This is a genomic window from Streptomyces sp. NPDC056169 (assembly GCF_042268445.1).
Lineage (GTDB): Bacteria > Actinomycetota > Actinomycetes > Streptomycetales > Streptomycetaceae > Streptomyces.
Genome location: NZ_JBHJUO010000026.1, coordinates 43,969 through 58,859, shown reverse-complemented (window position 1 = coordinate 58,859; position 14,891 = coordinate 43,969). Strand labels below are relative to the sequence as shown.

General features: G+C 72.4%; 14 protein-coding genes. 10 read left to right on the top strand and 4 right to left on the bottom strand.

The genetic code is table 11. From position 1 onward, the window contains the following. Window positions 1–93: 93 nt before the first annotated feature. On the bottom strand, window positions 94–1,473 hold the full coding sequence (locus ACFC0G_RS34630) for a M48 family metallopeptidase (protein WP_376411366.1): 1,380 nt from the start codon (window positions 1,471–1,473) through the stop codon (window positions 94–96). Between the two features lie 142 nt (window positions 1,474–1,615). Here ACFC0G_RS34630 and argC point away from each other — a divergent pair, with 142 nt between their 5' ends. The 5 genes from argC to ACFC0G_RS34605 are packed head-to-tail and all read left to right on the top strand — an operon-like array spanning window position 1,616 to window position 6,473. After that, window positions 1,616–2,644 carry an N-acetyl-gamma-glutamyl-phosphate reductase gene (argC, locus tag ACFC0G_RS34625; protein ID WP_376411363.1) on the top strand — a complete coding sequence of 343 codons (1,029 nt, stop codon included), beginning with the start codon at window positions 1,616–1,618 and terminating at the stop codon, window positions 2,642–2,644. Further along, the gene (gene argJ / locus ACFC0G_RS34620; protein WP_376411360.1) at window positions 2,641–3,807 is read left to right on the top strand and encodes a bifunctional glutamate N-acetyltransferase/amino-acid acetyltransferase ArgJ; all 1,167 of its coding nucleotides are present in this window, start codon (window positions 2,641–2,643) and stop codon (window positions 3,805–3,807) included. Before argC ends, argJ begins: the two co-directional genes overlap by 4 nt. Beyond that, entirely contained in the window at window positions 3,804–4,727 is a 924-nt protein-coding gene (argB, locus tag ACFC0G_RS34615) for an acetylglutamate kinase (RefSeq protein WP_376411358.1), read from the top strand. Before argJ ends, argB begins: the two co-directional genes overlap by 4 nt. After that, window positions 4,724–5,929 carry an acetylornithine transaminase gene (locus ACFC0G_RS34610; RefSeq protein WP_376411355.1) on the top strand — a complete coding sequence of 402 codons (1,206 nt, stop codon included), beginning with the start codon at window positions 4,724–4,726 and terminating at the stop codon, window positions 5,927–5,929. The genes argB and ACFC0G_RS34610 overlap by 4 nt, the downstream gene beginning before the upstream one ends. A 7-nt stretch (window positions 5,930–5,936) precedes the next feature. Then, on the top strand, window positions 5,937–6,473 hold the full coding sequence (locus ACFC0G_RS34605) for an arginine repressor (RefSeq protein ID WP_024760660.1): 537 nt from the start codon (window positions 5,937–5,939) through the stop codon (window positions 6,471–6,473). Window positions 6,474–6,485: 12 nt separating this feature from the next. Here the strand turns inward: ACFC0G_RS34605 and ACFC0G_RS34600 are convergent, their stop codons facing one another. Both ACFC0G_RS34600 and ACFC0G_RS34595 read right to left on the bottom strand, forming a co-directional pair. Next, window positions 6,486–7,178: a L,D-transpeptidase gene (locus ACFC0G_RS34600; RefSeq protein WP_376411351.1), complete on the bottom strand. Its 693-nt coding sequence runs from the start codon at window positions 7,176–7,178 to the stop codon at window positions 6,486–6,488. A 47-nt stretch (window positions 7,179–7,225) separates the two neighbouring features. Next, the gene (locus ACFC0G_RS34595) at window positions 7,226–7,822 is read right to left on the bottom strand and encodes a pyridoxamine 5'-phosphate oxidase family protein (protein WP_376411349.1); all 597 of its coding nucleotides are present in this window, start codon (window positions 7,820–7,822) and stop codon (window positions 7,226–7,228) included. A 327-nt stretch (window positions 7,823–8,149) separates the two neighbouring features. On the opposite strand from ACFC0G_RS34595, the gene argH reads away from it, so the two are divergent. The 3 genes from argH to ACFC0G_RS34580 all read left to right on the top strand — a co-directional run bounded on the left by argH (window position 8,150) and on the right by ACFC0G_RS34580 (window position 11,811). Further along, window positions 8,150–9,583 (top strand): argininosuccinate lyase, encoded by a 1,434-nt coding sequence (gene argH / locus ACFC0G_RS34590; RefSeq protein WP_376411346.1) that lies wholly within the window; start codon window positions 8,150–8,152, stop codon window positions 9,581–9,583. A 135-nt stretch (window positions 9,584–9,718) separates the two neighbouring features. Next, a complete protein-coding gene (locus ACFC0G_RS34585; RefSeq protein WP_376411343.1) occupies window positions 9,719–10,270 on the top strand; it encodes a TetR/AcrR family transcriptional regulator in 552 nt (183 codons plus the stop codon). After that, window positions 10,267–11,811, top strand: a complete 1,545-nt coding sequence (locus ACFC0G_RS34580) for an MFS transporter (protein WP_376411340.1) — start codon at window positions 10,267–10,269, stop codon at window positions 11,809–11,811. Before ACFC0G_RS34585 ends, ACFC0G_RS34580 begins: the two co-directional genes overlap by 4 nt. Before the next feature lie 128 nt (window positions 11,812–11,939). Here ACFC0G_RS34580 and ACFC0G_RS34575 read toward each other — a convergent pair whose 3' ends face one another. Beyond that, entirely contained in the window at window positions 11,940–12,611 is a 672-nt protein-coding gene (locus ACFC0G_RS34575) for a lysophospholipid acyltransferase family protein (protein ID WP_376411338.1), read from the bottom strand. 224 nt (window positions 12,612–12,835) lie between these two features. Here ACFC0G_RS34575 and ACFC0G_RS34570 point away from each other — a divergent pair, with 224 nt between their 5' ends. Then, the gene (locus ACFC0G_RS34570; RefSeq protein WP_376411335.1) at window positions 12,836–14,014 is read left to right on the top strand and encodes a glycerophosphodiester phosphodiesterase; all 1,179 of its coding nucleotides are present in this window, start codon (window positions 12,836–12,838) and stop codon (window positions 14,012–14,014) included. Between the two features lie 358 nt (window positions 14,015–14,372). After that, window positions 14,373–14,870: a sigma-70 family RNA polymerase sigma factor gene (locus tag ACFC0G_RS34565; protein WP_376411485.1), complete on the top strand. Its 498-nt coding sequence runs from the start codon at window positions 14,373–14,375 to the stop codon at window positions 14,868–14,870. The last annotated feature ends 21 nt before the right edge of the window (window positions 14,871–14,891 follow it).

Here is a 14,891-nt window from a genome sequence, read left to right as displayed (position 1 = left end):
CCGTCACCGCGTTGACGCGAGGACGCCCCCGGATGTGACACGGCCCCCGCTGCAGGCCCTCCGGCCCCCGCCCCCGCACGGGACGCCGGCCGCCTACCCCCGTACGACCTCCCGGGCGATGACCCGACGGGCGTCCGCGAGCTCCGCGTCGACCTCCGCCGCCCGCGGCGCGTCCAGGACGATCAGGGCCTCGCGCCGCTCGCCGCCGGTGAGCCGGCGGTGGCGCAGATGGGTGGGCGGGTGCGTGGAGTCCACGCTGTGCCCGCGCCGCTCCGCGACCCGGCGCAGACGCTCGTACTCGTGCTCCGGCACCGACGCGGCGTGGGCGGCGAGCCGCTCCCACAGCCCCTCGGCCGGATCGTCCCGGCGTGCGCCGCCGATCCGGGTCCGCGCCGCCACGGCCTCTCGGCGCAGTTCGCCGGTGACGCCGTCGGAGACGAGGAGCCGGTCCATCAGGCCGGCCGCCGCCTCCGTCCCCGCGGCGCGGGCGGCGGTCGAGTCGGCCAGGTACTCGGCGCGCTGCGAGCCGCGCAGGGTCAGCTGGTCCAGGAGGACGACGACGCCCTCGACGAGCAGGCGGGGCAGCGCGGTCACCAGGTTCACGAAGTGCCCCATGAGGCTGTCGGCGGGCTCGGACGCCAGGGCGTAGCGCCAGGTCGACAGCGAACGGAAGGCGTTGCCGACGACCAGGGAGTGGCGGGTGTCCCCGTGGGCGTAGTGCCCGAACTCGTGGCCCAGGAGCGCGATCCGCTCCTGCGGCGACAGCGTCTGCCACAGGCCGAGCCCGAGGTGGAGCACCCGGTGCTGCCGGATGCCGTACGCGCTGACCGAGGCGTTGGTGTCGGCGTCGATCACCACGGCCCGTACGCCGGTGGTTCCGGCGCTCGCAGCGACCTCGTCGAGCAGGGCGAAGAGCTTCGGCGCGTCATCCCGGCGCAGCACGGGCAGCCGGTCCTCGACCTTCGCGAGGCTGTCGAAGCGGGGCCGCAGCACGAACGCCACGAGGAGCAGGAACCCGCCGAGCACGGGCAGGGCGCTCGTGCCCCACCCCGCCACGACCAGCCACACCCCGACCGCGAGCATCGCCAGCGTGACGCCGTGGACGGTGAGCGCGAGCGCCGTGGCGAGCGCCCCGGCCGCCCCGCGCCGCGGCCGCCGCCCGGCTGCCGCACCGTCGGTCCGCCCACCGTCGCCGTCGCCACCGTCATGGCCGTCGCTACCGGTATCGCGGTCGCGATCGCCGTCGCGGTCGGCGGCGCCGAGCTCGTCGAACAGCTGCTCCCCGTAGCGCCGCGCGAGCCCCCGTCGCATCCGCTCGATCCGTCCCGGCGACTCCTCGTCGCGTACCTCGGGATCGACGTTCCACTCGCACGCGGCGCACCAGGCGACGTACCGCCCTCCGCCCGTCACCGGTGTCCCGCACTCGGGGCACTGCGGCTCGGCCCCCTGGGCGACGTCAGTCGTCACCGTCATGTTCTGTTCCTCCCCTGCGGCCCTGGTGGGACCGCCTCTTTCACGGCGGAGAGGGTAACCGGCCACCGCGCGTGGCCGATGACCGTCGTTGCATAAAACTGCGGACGCACGTATAGTCATGCCATCTATGAGGAGGGTTTCGATGAAGGTACGAGCAGCGGTCGCGGGTGCGAGCGGATACGCGGGCGGAGAACTCCTGCGCCTCCTTCTCGCCCACCCCCACGTCGAGATCGGCACCCTGACGGGCCACTCCAACGCGGGCCAGAAGCTCGGCGCCCTTCAGCCCCACCTGCTCCCGCTCGCCGACCGCGTCCTCGCGCCGACCGCCGCCGAGGAGCTCGCCGGGCACGACGTGGTCTTCCTGGCCCTGCCGCACGGACAGTCGGCCGCCGTCGCCGAGCAGCTCGGCCCCGACGTCCTCGTCGTCGACATGGGCGCCGACTTCCGGCTCCAGGACCCCGCCGACTGGGAGACGTACTACGGCTCCCCGCACGCCGGGACCTGGCCCTACGGGCTTCCCGAGCTGCCCGGTGCCCGCGCCGCCCTCGAAGGGTCCAAGCGCATCGCGGTGCCCGGCTGCTACCCCACCGCCGTCTCGCTCGCGCTCTTCCCCGCGTACGAGAACGGTCTCGCCGAGCCCGAGGCCGTGATCGTCGCCGCCTCCGGGACCTCCGGCGCGGGCAAGGCCGCCAAGCCCCACCTCCTCGGCAGCGAGGTCATGGGCAGCATGTCGCCGTACGGCGTCGGCGGCGGCCACCGCCACACCCCCGAGATGATCCAGAACCTCAGTGGTCCGGCGGGGGAGCGGGTCACCGTCTCCTTCACGCCGACCCTGGCCCCGATGCCCCGCGGCATCCTCGCCACCTGCACGGCCGCCGCGAAGCCGGGCGTCACCGCCGAGTCCGTACGGGACGCGTACGAGAAGGCCTTCGCCGACGAGCCCTTCGTCCACCTGCTGCCCGAGGGGCAGTGGCCGGCGACGGCGTCCGTCTACGGTTCCAACGCCGTTCAGGTGCAGGTCACGTACGACGCGGCCGCGAACCGGATCATCGCCATCAGCGCCATCGACAACCTCACCAAGGGCACCGCGGGCGGTGCGGTGCAGAGCATGAACATCGCCCTGGGCCTTCCCGAGGACACCGGACTTTCCACGATTGGAGTTGCGCCGTGAGCGTGACCGCAGCGAAGGGATTCACGGCGGCGGGCATCGCTGCCGGAATCAAGCAGAACGGCAACCCGGACCTGGCCCTCGTGGTCAACACCGGGCCCCGCCGCGCCGCCGCGGGAGTCTTCACCTCCAACCGCGTCAAGGCCGCGCCGGTCCTCTGGTCCCAGCAGGTCCTCGCCGACGGCGAACTGACCGCCGTCGTCCTCAACTCCGGCGGCGCCAACGCCTGCACCGGCCCCCAGGGCTTCCAGGACACCCACGCCACCGCCGAGAAGGTCGCCGAGGTCCTGAGCGCCAAGGGCGCGGAGGTAGGCGCCGGCGACGTCGCCGTCGCCTCCACCGGCCTCATCGGCATCCTGCTCCCCATGGACAAGCTCCTCCCCGGCGTCGAGAAGGCCGCGGGCGAGCTCTCCGAGCACGGCGGCGAGAAGGCCGCCATCGCCATCAAGACCACCGACACCGTCCACAAGACCTCCGTGGTCACCAAGGGCGAATGGACGGTCGGCGGCATGGCCAAGGGCGCCGGCATGCTCGCCCCCGGCCTCGCCACCATGCTCGTCGTCCTCACCACCGACGCCGACGTCGACGCCAAGGGCCTGGACAGCGCCCTCCGGGGCGCCACCCGCGTCACCTTCGACCGGGTCGACTCCGACGGCTGCATGTCCACCAACGACACCGTGCTCCTCCTCGCCTCCGGCGCCTCCGGCGTCGCCCCCGCGCAGGACGAGTTCACCGAGGCCGTACGGGCCGTCTGCGACGACCTCGCCCGCCAGCTCATCGGCGACGCCGAGGGCGCCAGCAAGGACATCCGCATCGAGGTGATCAACGCCGCGACGGAGGACGACGCCGTCGAGGTGGGCCGCTCCATCGCCCGGAACAACCTCCTCAAGTGCGCCATCCACGGCGAGGACCCCAACTGGGGCCGGGTGCTCTCCGCCATCGGCACGACGCGGGCCGCCTTCGACCCGGACCGGCTGAACGTCGCCATCAACGGCGTGTGGGTCTGCAGGAACGGCTCCGTCGGCGAGGGCCGCGAGCTCGTCGACATGCGCTACCGCGAGGTCACCATCACCGCCGACCTCGCCGCCGGCTCCGAGACCGCCGTCATCTGGGCGAACGACCTCACCGCCGACTACGTCCACGAGAACAGCGCGTACTCGTCATGACCAAGGCCGACAACCCCAACACCCCCGCGCGGAAGCACACCGCCCTGCCGAAGGCCCAGATCCTCATCGAGGCCCTGCCCTGGCTCACCCGCCACCACGGCAAGACCGTCGTCATCAAGTTCGGCGGCAACGCCATGATCGACGAGGACCTCAAGGCCGCGTTCGCCCAGGACGTCGTCTTCCTGCGCCACGCCGGCCTCAAGCCGGTCGTCGTGCACGGAGGCGGCCCCCAGATCAGCGCCGCCCTCGACCGGCACGGCATCGTCAGCGAGTTCAAGGCCGGCCTGCGCGTCACCACCGAGGACGCCATGGACGTCGTACGGATGGTCCTCGCCGGCCAGGTCCAGCGCGAGCTCGTCGGCCTGCTCAACCAGCACGGCCCGTTCGCCATCGGCATGACCGGCGAGGACGCGCACACCATCACCGCCACCAAGCACCAGCCGGTCATCGACGGAGAGACGGTCGACATCGGCCGGGTCGGTGAGATCACCGCCATCGACACCGGCGCCATCGAGGCGCTCCTGGAGGACGGCCGGATCCCGGTCATCTCCTCCATCGCCCGCTCCCAGGACGACGGACATGTCTACAACGTCAATGCTGATACGGCGGCTGCGGCACTCGCTGCGGCGCTGGGTGCCGAGACGCTGATGGTCCTGACCGACGTCGAGGGCCTCTACGAGGACTGGCCCCACAGCGACGAGGTCATCAGCAGGCTCACCGCGAGCCAGCTGGAGAAGCTGCTGCCCGAGCTCTCCAGCGGCATGGTCCCCAAGATGGAGGGCTGCCTGCACGCCGTACGGAACGGGGTCACCACGGCCCGCGTGATCGACGGCCGGGTCCAGCACTCGATCCTGCTGGAGATCTTCACCGACGAGGGCATCGGCACGATGGTCGTGCCGGACGGACAGGGGGACCGATGAGCGGCACCGGCAACGAGCAGCTGACCCAGCGGTGGCAGGGCTCCCTCATGAACAACTACGGCACCCCCCAGCTGCCCCTCGTCCGCGGTGAGGGCGCCAAGGTCTGGGACGCCGACGGCAAGGAGTACCTCGACTTCGTCGGCGGCATCGCCGTCAACGCCCTCGGTCACGCGCACCCGGCGATCGTCGAGGCCGTGACCCGGCAGGTCCAGAGCCTCGGCCACGTCTCCAACCTCTTCGTCGCCGAGCCGCCCGTCGCCCTCGCCGAGCGGCTCCTCGGCCTCTTCGGCCGGCCCGGCAAGGTCTTCTTCTGCAACTCGGGCGCCGAGGCCAACGAGGCCGCGTTCAAGATCGGCCGGCTCACCGGCCGGTCCCACATGGTCGCCACCCAGGGCGGCTTCCACGGCCGGACCATGGGCTCCCTCGCGCTCACCGGCCAGCCCGGCAAGCAGACGCCCTTCCTGCCGCTGCCCGGTGACGTCACGCACGTCCCGTACGGTGACGCCGAAGCGCTGCGCGCCTCCGTCACCGAGGACACGGCCCTCGTGATCATCGAGCCGATCCAGGGCGAGAACGGCGTCGTCGTCCCGCCCCCCGGCTACCTCAAGGCCGCCCGGGAGATCACGAGCGCCACCGGCACGCTCCTCGTCCTCGACGAGGTGCAGACCGGGATCGGCCGCTGCGGCCACTGGTTCGAGTACCAGGCCCACGAAGGCGTCCAGCCGGATGTCGTGACCCTCGCCAAGGGCCTCGGCGGCGGCCTCCCGATCGGCGCGACCGTCGCCTTCGGCCCGGCCGCGGAGCTCTTCGGCCCCGGCCACCACGGCACCACCTTCGGCGGGAACCCCATCGCCTGCGCCGCCGGACTCGCCGTCCTGGACACCCTCGGGGCCGACGCGGCCCTCGACCACGTCAAGTCGGTCGGGGAGCGGCTGCGCCAGGGAATCGAGGGTCTCGGCCACCCGCTGGTCTCCCACGTCCGTGGTGCGGGCCTCCTGCTGGGTATCGTGCTCACCGAGCCCCTCGCACCCCAGGTGCAGCAGGCGGCTCAGGACGCCGGCCTCCTGGTGAACGCGCCCGCCCCCGATGTCGTACGGATCATGCCTCCGCTGGTCCTCACCGACGCCGAGGCGGACGCCTTCCTCCGGGCCCTCCCCGGAGTCCTCGACGTGGCGAACGGGCAAGGACGAACCGGAGAATGAGACGACGATGACCGACGCGCAGGAGAACGAGCACGGCGGGCCGTCCGTTCCGCAGACCCGCACCGCACGCCACCGCAGGATCGTCGACATCCTCAACCGGCAGCCGGTGCGCTCGCAGAGCCAGCTCGCCAAGCTCCTCGCGGACGACGGGCTGAGCGTCACTCAGGCGACGCTCTCCCGCGACCTCGACGAGCTCGGCGCGGTGAAGATCCGCAACACCGGTGGAGAGCTGATCTACGCGGTGCCCAGCGAGGGCGGCTTCCGCACCCCGCAGGCCCCGCTCGGCGAGTCCGCCAAGGAGGAGCGCATGCGCCGCCTCTCCGGCGAACTGCTGATCGCCGCCGAGGCCTCCGCCAACCTGGTGGTGCTGCGGACCCCGCCGGGCGCGGCCCAGTTCCTCGCGTCGGCCATCGACCAGGCCGAACTCCACGCGATCCTCGGCACGATCGCGGGCGACGACACCCTCCTGCTGATCAGCCGGGACCCGACGGGCGGCCAGGCACTCGCCGACCACCTGCTGCGCCTGGCGCAGAAGGACCGCTGACCCCGACGCCGGTCAGTACCGCGTGATCGCCGTCGGACCGCTCCGCGTGCCGACGGCGATGTGCGGCCGGCGCGCGGGATCCGCCCAGGCGAGGACCGCGCGCAGGGCGTCCGCCGGTACGGAGACACAACCGGCCGTCGCCCCACGCCCGTTGACGTGCAGAAAGATCCCGGCGCCGCGGCCGCGCACGGGACGGTCGTAGTTGAAGCCGATGACGAGCGCGTGCGCGTACTGCGTGCCGTACGAGACGAGGTGCTCGGCCTCGGCCGCCCGGCAGTCCCGGGGCAGCCCCTCGACCCAGCGGTTGTACGCGCGGGAGCCGTTGTCCTGGCACCACCAGGAGCGCTCGGTGACCCGGGCATAGCGGAAGCGGGTCCCGGCGGGCCGGGCCCGCACACCGAAGGCGTACGGCAACCGGTAGATCCCGGTGGGCGTGGTGTTCGTACCCTGCCGCCGCCCGGCGCCCTCCGCGAGCCCTTTCGCGCCGAAACGCGCGGGCGCGGACCCCGCCTTCACCCACCGCCCGCCCCGCCGGTCCCACCAGGTGAGCGTGCCGGTGGTGGAGTCGGGATCCGCGGCCTCGGCGGTGAGCAGCTGCGAGCCCCCGCCGGTGTCCGCCATCCGCGCGGGCAGCGGCGCGGGTACGGGCGCGGGCACGCCGCCGAGGGAGAGCAGGGCGGCGCCGAGGACGAGAAGGGTGCGCATGGCCGCGACGCTAGGCGGGCACCGCCACCATCGCCCCTGCTGTGCGGCTATTCGGCGGGCAGAAGCGGCGGCAGCGGGAGCGGCAGCGCGGGCAGCCCGTCGAGGCTGGTGGCGACCTTGCGCTCGCAGTACGCGTTGAACTCCTCGTCCGTCTTGCGGTTGAAGTAGTCGGCGTGGAGCTGCCGGTCCTCCTGGTACTCCATCAGCGGGACGGCGAAGCCGCAGGCGTCGCTGACCCGGCGCGCGTGCACCAGGATGATCGCCCGGGCGCTGCCCTGCCCCTCGACGGCCTCGGCGGGGAAGCGGGCGAACAGCTCGCCCCACCGCGGGTCGTCCCGCAGCACCGCCTCGCCGCGCCCGTGGACCCGCACCACGGTCGGCGGCCCCGAGAACGCGGTCCACATGAGCGTGATGCGCCCGTTGCCGGGCTCCCGCAGGTGCGCGATGGTCTCGGCGCCGCTGCCGCCGAAGTCCACATAGGCGACGGTCAGTTCGTCGAGCACGACGAGGGTGCCCTGCCGCCCCTTGGGCGACAGATTGACGTGCCCGTTCCCGGAGAGCGGGGCGGTCGCGGTGAAGAACACCGGCTGCGCCTCGATGAAGTCCCGCAGCCGCCCGTCGATATGTTCGTATGTCTTACCCATGGCGGGCATTCTGCCCGCTCCACCACCGGAGAGCCCCGCCGTCTCAAGCCCCGGTCGCCCACCCCCGCCCCCGGTCGCGCCCCGAGACGGTTCCCGGGCCCGAACCCGTGCGGGACCGGCAGGCGGGACGCCATCGATCCCGTACGGGACCGGCAGGCAGGGCGCCATCGATCCCACACGGGACCGGCAGGCGGGACGCCGTGCCTCGCGTTGACAAAACATACGGTCCATTGCATAGTTATGCCTACTAGAGGGTGCGCGATCGCCGCCCGGCGCGACCTGGCGTGACCCGCACACGTACACCCACCCTCCCGAGGAGTAGTAGCTGTGAGCAGCAACAACGGTGACGTCCGGCTCTGGGGCGGCCGGTTCGCCGACGGCCCCGCCGAGGCCCTCGCGAAGCTGTCCGCGTCGGTCCACTTCGACTGGCGTCTCGCGCCGTACGACATCGCCGGCTCCCGCGCCCACGCGCGCGTGCTGCACAAGGCGGGCCTGCTCACCGAGGACGAGCTGACCCGTATGCTCGCGGGCCTCGACCTGCTGGAGGCGGACGTCGCCGACGGCTCCTTCGTCGGCACCATCGCCGACGAGGACGTCCACACCGCCCTGGAGCGCGGCCTCCTGGAGCGCCTCGGCGCCGACCTCGGCGGCAAGTTGCGCGCCGGCCGGTCCCGGAACGACCAGGTCGCCACCCTCTTCCGGATGTACCTCCGCGACCACGCCCGCGTCATCGGCGGCCTCATCGCCGACCTCCAGGACGCCCTGGTCGGCCTCGCCGAGGCGCATGCGGACGTCGCCATGCCCGGCCGTACGCACCTCCAGCACGCGCAGCCGGTGCTCTTCGCCCACCACGTCCTGGCCCACGCCCAGTCCCTCTCCCGGGACGGCGAGCGGCTGCGCCAGTGGGACACCCGGACGGCCGTCTCCCCGTACGGCTCCGGCGCCCTCGCGGGCTCCTCGCTCGGTCTCGACCCGGAGGCGGTCGCCAAGGACCTCGGCTTCGAGCGCGGCTCGGTCGGCAACTCGATCGACGGCACAGCCTCCCGTGACTTCGTGGCGGAGTTCGCCTTCATCACGGCGATGATCGGTGTGAACCTCTCCCGCATCGCGGAGGAGATCATCATCTGGAACACGAAGGAGTTCTCCTTCGTGACCCTGCACGACGCCTTCTCCACCGGCTCGTCGATCATGCCGCAGAAGAAGAACCCGGACATCGCCGAGCTGGCGCGGGGCAAGTCGGGCCGTCTCATCGGCAACCTGACGGGCCTGCTCGCCACCCTCAAGGCCCTCCCGCTCGCGTACAACCGCGACCTCCAGGAGGACAAGGAGCCGGTCTTCGACTCCTGCGACCAGCTGGAGGTCCTGCTGCCCGCCTTCACCGGCATGATGGCCACGCTCACGGTCCACCGCGAGCGCATGGAGGAGCTGGCCCCCGCCGGCTTCTCGCTCGCCACGGACATCGCGGAGTGGCTGGTCAAGCAGGGCGTGCCGTTCCGGGTGGCGCACGAGGTGGCCGGCGAGTGCGTGAAGGTCGCCGAGTCCGAGGGCAAGGAGCTGGACGAGCTCACGGACGAGCAGTTCGCCAAGATCTCCGAGCACCTCACCCCCGAGGTCCGCACGGTCCTCAACGTCTCCGGCGCCCTCGCCTCCCGCGACGGCCGCGGCGGCACCGCCCCCTCGGCGGTCGCCACCCAGCTCGTCGAGGTCAAGGCGGACCTGGTGATCCAGCACGCCTGGGCCGAGGCCAAGAAGCAGAAGTAGGAACAGGGCGACCACCACGCTCGCGGCGCCGCCGCCCTCCGGACGACCGGAGGGCGGCGGCGCTTTTTCTCGTCCTGCCTCTGCCTCATCCTTAAGAATGAGACATTGATGTCTCATTCGGTGTATGGTCGTCTCATGTCAGTCGATCGCACCCAGGTGCTCCACAGTGCCGCCGCCCTGCTCTCCCGCAAGTCGACCGCCACCATGGACGAGGTCGCGCGGGCCGCCGGGATCGGCCGGGCCACGCTGCACCGGCACTTCGCCGGGCGCGATGCCCTGGTCAGGGCTCTGGAAGAGCTCGGGCTCCAGGAGCTGGAGGCGGCCGTCGATCAGGCCCGCCTCGACGACGGACCCGCCGACGAGGTCGTACGCCGGCTCGTCGCCGGGATGGAGCCGATGGCTCCGCTGCTGTCGTTCCTCGTGACCGAGAACCAGCTCTTCGAGGGCGACCAGCAGAACGACGGCTGGGCCCGCCTCGACGCCCGGGTCTCCGACCTCTTCCGGCGCGGCCAGGAGCAGGGCACCTTCCGGATCGATCTGACCCCCGCCTGGCTGACCGAGGCCCTCTACGGGCTCATCGGTTCCGGCGCCTGGGCCGTACAGGACGGCCGGGTCGCCGCCAAGGACTTTCAGTACATGATCGTCGAGCTGTTGCTCGGCGGAGCGCGCAGGAGCGTGGAGAAGTGAGCATCAGCACCATCAAGCACCCGGACCATATCGAGGGCGTGCGCCGCCCCGGCCGGTGGCTCGCCCTTTCCGTCCTCGTCCTGGCCGTCCTCCTCGTGGCGGTGGACGCCACGGTGCTCGGCCTCGCCACCCCCTTCCTCTCCGAGGACCTCAAGCCCTCCGGCACCCAGCTCCTCTGGATCGGCGACGTCTACTCGTTCGTCATCGCCGGACTCCTGGTCTCCATGGGCAGCCTCGGCGACCGCATCGGCCGCAAGAAGCTGCTGCTCATCGGCGCCACGGCCTTCGGTGCCGTCTCCGTCCTGAACGCCTACGCGACCAGCCCCGAGATGATGATCGTGGCCCGCGCGCTGCTCGGCGTCGCCGGTGCCACCCTGATGCCGTCCACCCTGGCGCTCATCCGGAACCTCTTCCACGACCCGCGCGAGCGCAGCCTCGCCATCGGCATCTGGGGCGCCATGGCCTCGGCCGGTGCCGCCGTCGGACCGGTCGTCGGCGGATTCCTCCTGGAGCACTTCTGGTGGGGCTCGGTCTTCCTCATCAACCTGCCCGTCATGGCCGTCCTCGTCCTCGTCGGCATCAAGATGATCCCCGAGTCGAAGAACCCGAACCCGGGCCCCTGGGACCTCCCCAGCGTCGGCCTCTCCCTCGTCGGTGTGGTCGCCGTCGTGTACGCGATCAAGGAACTGGCCTCCCACGGCCTCTCCCTCGACGCGGGCCTCGCCGCCCTCGCCGGTGCCGCCGCCCTGACCTGGTTCGTCCGCAGGCAGCTCACCCTGCCCGCGCCGCTCCTGGACATGCGCCTCTTCCGCAACCGCGGATTCTCCGGCGCCGTCCTCGCCGACCTGCTGACCATCCTGGGCCTCTCCGGCCTGGTGTTCTTCCTGTCCCAGTTCTTCCAGCTGGTCCAGGGCCGCCAGCCCCTGGAGGCCGGTCTCGCCGAGCTGCCCGCCGCCGTCGGCGCGGTCACGGCCGGTCTCGTCGCCGGTCTCGTCGCCCGACGGTTCTCCGTGCGGTCCGTCGTGGCGGGCGGTCTCGCGGCCGTCGGTCTCTCCCTCGCGGTCCTGACGACGCTCGACCAGTCGACCGCCTACCCGCTGCTCGGCGCGAGCCTGCTCGTCGTCGGCGTGGGCGCCGGCTTCGCGTTCACCGTCACCGCCGACGTGATCCTCTCCAGCGTCCCGAAGGACCAGGCGGGTTCCGCCTCCGCCGTCTCCGAGACCGCGTACGAACTCGGCGCCGCGCTCGGCATCGCCGTACTCGGCTCGATCGTGACCGGCGCCTACCGCGACTTCGCCACCCCGGCCGGTGTCCCCTCCGACATCGCCTCGGCGGCCCACGAGTCGCTCGGCGGCGCCGTGGAGGCCTCGGGTGCCCTCGCCCCGGACGCGGCGACGGCCCTGGTGTCGGCCGCCCAGCTCGCCTTCGTCGACGGACTGCGGATCGCGGCCGGCGTCGGCGCGGCGGTCCTCCTCGCGGCCTCGGTCGCGGCCTGGTTCCTGCTCAGGGGCCAGAAGCTGGAGGACGGCATCGAGCACTGACGCCGTCGGAACCGGACGCCGTCGGAACACGAAGGTGCCCCCGTACAGCCGGGCTGTACGGGGGCACCGTCATCTACGGACCGTCATCTACGGACCGTCATCTACGGACCGTCATCTGCGGACCGGCGTTACGCGGCCTTCGCCTTGGTGGCGTACATGTCCACGTACTCCTGCCCGGACAGCCGCATCACCTCGGCCATCACCGAGTCCGTCACCGCCCGCAGGACATAGCGGTCGCGGTCCATCCCGTCGTACCGGGAGAACTCCATCGGCTCGCCGAAGCGGACCGTCACCTTGCCCGGTCGCGGCAGACCCGCCCCGCCCGGCTGGATCTTGTCGGTGCCGATCATCGCGAACGGCACCACCGGCGCGCCGGTCATCAGGGTGAGGCGCGCGATGCCCGTACGGCCCCGGTAGAGCCGGCCGTCGGGGGAGCGGGTGCCCTCCGGGTAGATCGAGAAGATCTTGCCCTCCTCCAGGATCCGCCGCCCGGTCATCAGCGCCGCGACACCGCCGCGACCGCCGTCCCGGTCCACGGGGATCATGCCGACGCTGGTGAAGAACCAGGCCATCGCCCGGCCCTTGATGCCCTTGCCCGTCACGTACTCGTCCTTGCCGATGAAGAAGACCTGACGGTCCAGGCAGATCGGCATGATCATCGAGTCGATGAAGGTCAGGTGGTTGCCCGCGAGGATGACGGGACCGGTCCCCGGGATGTTCTCGGCGCCCTCCACGCGGGGGCGGAACATCAGGCGCATGGCCGGCCCGAGCACTGCCTTGATGATCGCGAGACGGGACAACGGTTCCTCCGGGGGTGGCGCGGGGTGCGGGCCGGCTGACGGTGCAGCTGGCGACGATACTCGCGGGTCACCGCCGTACGCACATCGGGTTCACCGAGTGGATACGCAGTGTTGACGTGTGTTTCCGCCATGTTCGGCAGAGGTCTGCCGTCCGTAGGGCCGCTGTGCCTAGCGTCGGAGCTCCCCGTTGACAGGTGCGGGACATCACACGAAGAGGAGCCTTCATGACCCAGGGCGAGCACCGGACCCCGGCACGGCGGACCGTTCTCGGAGCGGCCGGAGCCGCGGCCGTACTGGGGGCCTCGACGGCCCTCCCCACGGGCACCGCCCACGCCGAAGAGGCCCGCGCCGACGGCCGGGGCCGAGGCCACGGCTACCGCTCCCTCCCCGTCCCCACCGTCATCGCTCACCGCGGCGCCAGCGGCTACCGCCCCGAGCACACCCTCGGCTCCTACCGGCACGCCCTCGACCTCGGCGCCCACGTCATCGAGCAGGACCTCGTCCCCACCCGGGACGGCCACCTCGTCTGCCGCCACGAGAACGACATCACCGGCACCACCGACGTCGCCGACCACCCCGAGTTCGCCTCCCGGAAGACCACCAAGAGCGTCGACGGCACCTCGCTCACCGGCTGGTTCACCGAGGACTTCACGCTCGCCGAGCTCAAGACCCTGCGGGCCAAGGAGCGCATTCCGGCCGTCCGCCAGGAGAACACCCTCTACGACGGCCGCTGGACGATCCCCACCTTCGAGGAGGTGCTGCGCTGGGCCGAGGAGGAGGGCCGCCGCCGGGGCCGCGACGTCTGGCTGCACGTCGAGACCAAGCACCCCACCTACTTCCGCTCCCTCGGCCTCGGCCTGGAGGAGCGGCTCGCCAAGCTCCTGCGCCGCTACGGACGCCACCGCGCGAACTCCCCGGTCTTCCTCCAGTCCTTCGAACCCAGCAGCATCCAGCGCCTGGCGAAGCTGGTCGACTCCCCGGGAGTGGTCCTGCTCTCCGGCGCGACCAGCCGCCCCTGGGACTTCGTCGAGGCGGGCGACCCGCGCACCGTCGCCGACCTGGTGACGCCCGAGGGCCTGCGCTGGATCGCCTCGTACGCACAGGGCATCGGCCCCACGCTCGACCTGGTCATCCCGAAGGACGCGACCGGACGGCTCGGCACCCCGACCACCCTCGTCCGCGACGCGCACGCCGAGGGCCTCGTCCTCCACCCGTACACCCACCGCAACGAGAACAGCTTCCTGCCCGCCGACTTCCGCCGGGGCACGGACCCGACGGCCTACGGCGACGCCTTCGGGGCCCTGAAGCGGTACCTGGAGACGGGGATCGACGGCATCTTCTCCGACAACCCGGACACCGCGCTGCTCGCCGCTGCGGACTTCACGGCCGCCGCCCGCGACTGACCGAGGGACCCGGGAGGAGGCCGTGCGGCCCGAGGCCGCACGACCTCCTCCCGGGTGGTTTACGCCCCGCACCGCAACCGCGCGCGCACGCCCGGACATCGTGCCGGTCATGACCACCCCCGAGACCACGACGTACGAGGCCCCCGCCCCGGCGACCGTCCGCACCCCCGCCTCCGTCCCCACCCCGACCTCCGTCCCCACCCCGGCTTCCGCACCTGCCGACCCCGGCCACGCCTCCGCCTCCGCCCCCACCCCCGCCTCCACCTCCGCCTCCGCCCCCACCCCCGCCTCCACCTCCGCCTCCGCCCCCGCTTCCGACTCGCCCGCGGACCCCGGCCTCCTCGCCGCCCTCGCCCCGCTGCTCGCCGCCGAGTCGGACGCCGAGGCCCCGGCCGCCGGCGTCGACCCCGGCGACCTCGAACAGGCCGTCTGGCTCCGTCTCCTGGAGCGCCTCCAGGAGACGGGCGCCCCCGAGCGCCCCGCCGACTGGCTGCGCCGCGCCGTCCGTGCCGAGGCCCGCCGCGCCCGCCGGACCACCGACCGGGAGCGCCCCTACGAGGACGAGCCCGCCCCGCCGCCGGACACCGAAGGCCCGCACGGCTCCCCGGAGGCCTCCCTCCTCGTCGCCGAACGGCACCGCACCCTGCGCGCCGCGGTCACGCGGACACCCGGCCGCTGCCCGCGCCTGCTCACCGCGATGCTCGATCCGGAGGACCCGACCTACCGGGAAATCGCAGGAGAGTTGGGTATCTCACAGGGCAGTCTGGGGCCGATGCGTTCCCGTTGCCTGGGATGCCTGCGCAGAATGCTGGCTGCAGAGGTTCCCGCCCCCGGCCGACGGGGAAGGGTGCGATAAACCGACGGCGAACCACATGAG

Coding starts and splice junctions, on each gene's coding strand:
- ACFC0G_RS34570 (WP_376411335.1), top strand. CDS start 12,836: ATGACCCAGGGCGAGCACCGGACCCCGGCACGGCGGACCGTTCTCGGA.
- ACFC0G_RS34630 (WP_376411366.1), bottom strand. CDS start 1,473: ATGACGGTGACGACTGACGTCGCCCAGGGGGCCGAGCCGCAGTGCCCC.
- ACFC0G_RS34610 (WP_376411355.1), top strand. CDS start 4,724: ATGAGCGGCACCGGCAACGAGCAGCTGACCCAGCGGTGGCAGGGCTCC.
- ACFC0G_RS34605 (WP_024760660.1), top strand. CDS start 5,937: ATGACCGACGCGCAGGAGAACGAGCACGGCGGGCCGTCCGTTCCGCAG.
- ACFC0G_RS34585 (WP_376411343.1), top strand. CDS start 9,719: ATGTCAGTCGATCGCACCCAGGTGCTCCACAGTGCCGCCGCCCTGCTC.
- argC (WP_376411363.1), top strand. CDS start 1,616: ATGAAGGTACGAGCAGCGGTCGCGGGTGCGAGCGGATACGCGGGCGGA.
- ACFC0G_RS34595 (WP_376411349.1), bottom strand. CDS start 7,822: ATGGGTAAGACATACGAACATATCGACGGGCGGCTGCGGGACTTCATC.
- ACFC0G_RS34600 (WP_376411351.1), bottom strand. CDS start 7,178: ATGCGCACCCTTCTCGTCCTCGGCGCCGCCCTGCTCTCCCTCGGCGGC.
- argB (WP_376411358.1), top strand. CDS start 3,804: ATGACCAAGGCCGACAACCCCAACACCCCCGCGCGGAAGCACACCGCC.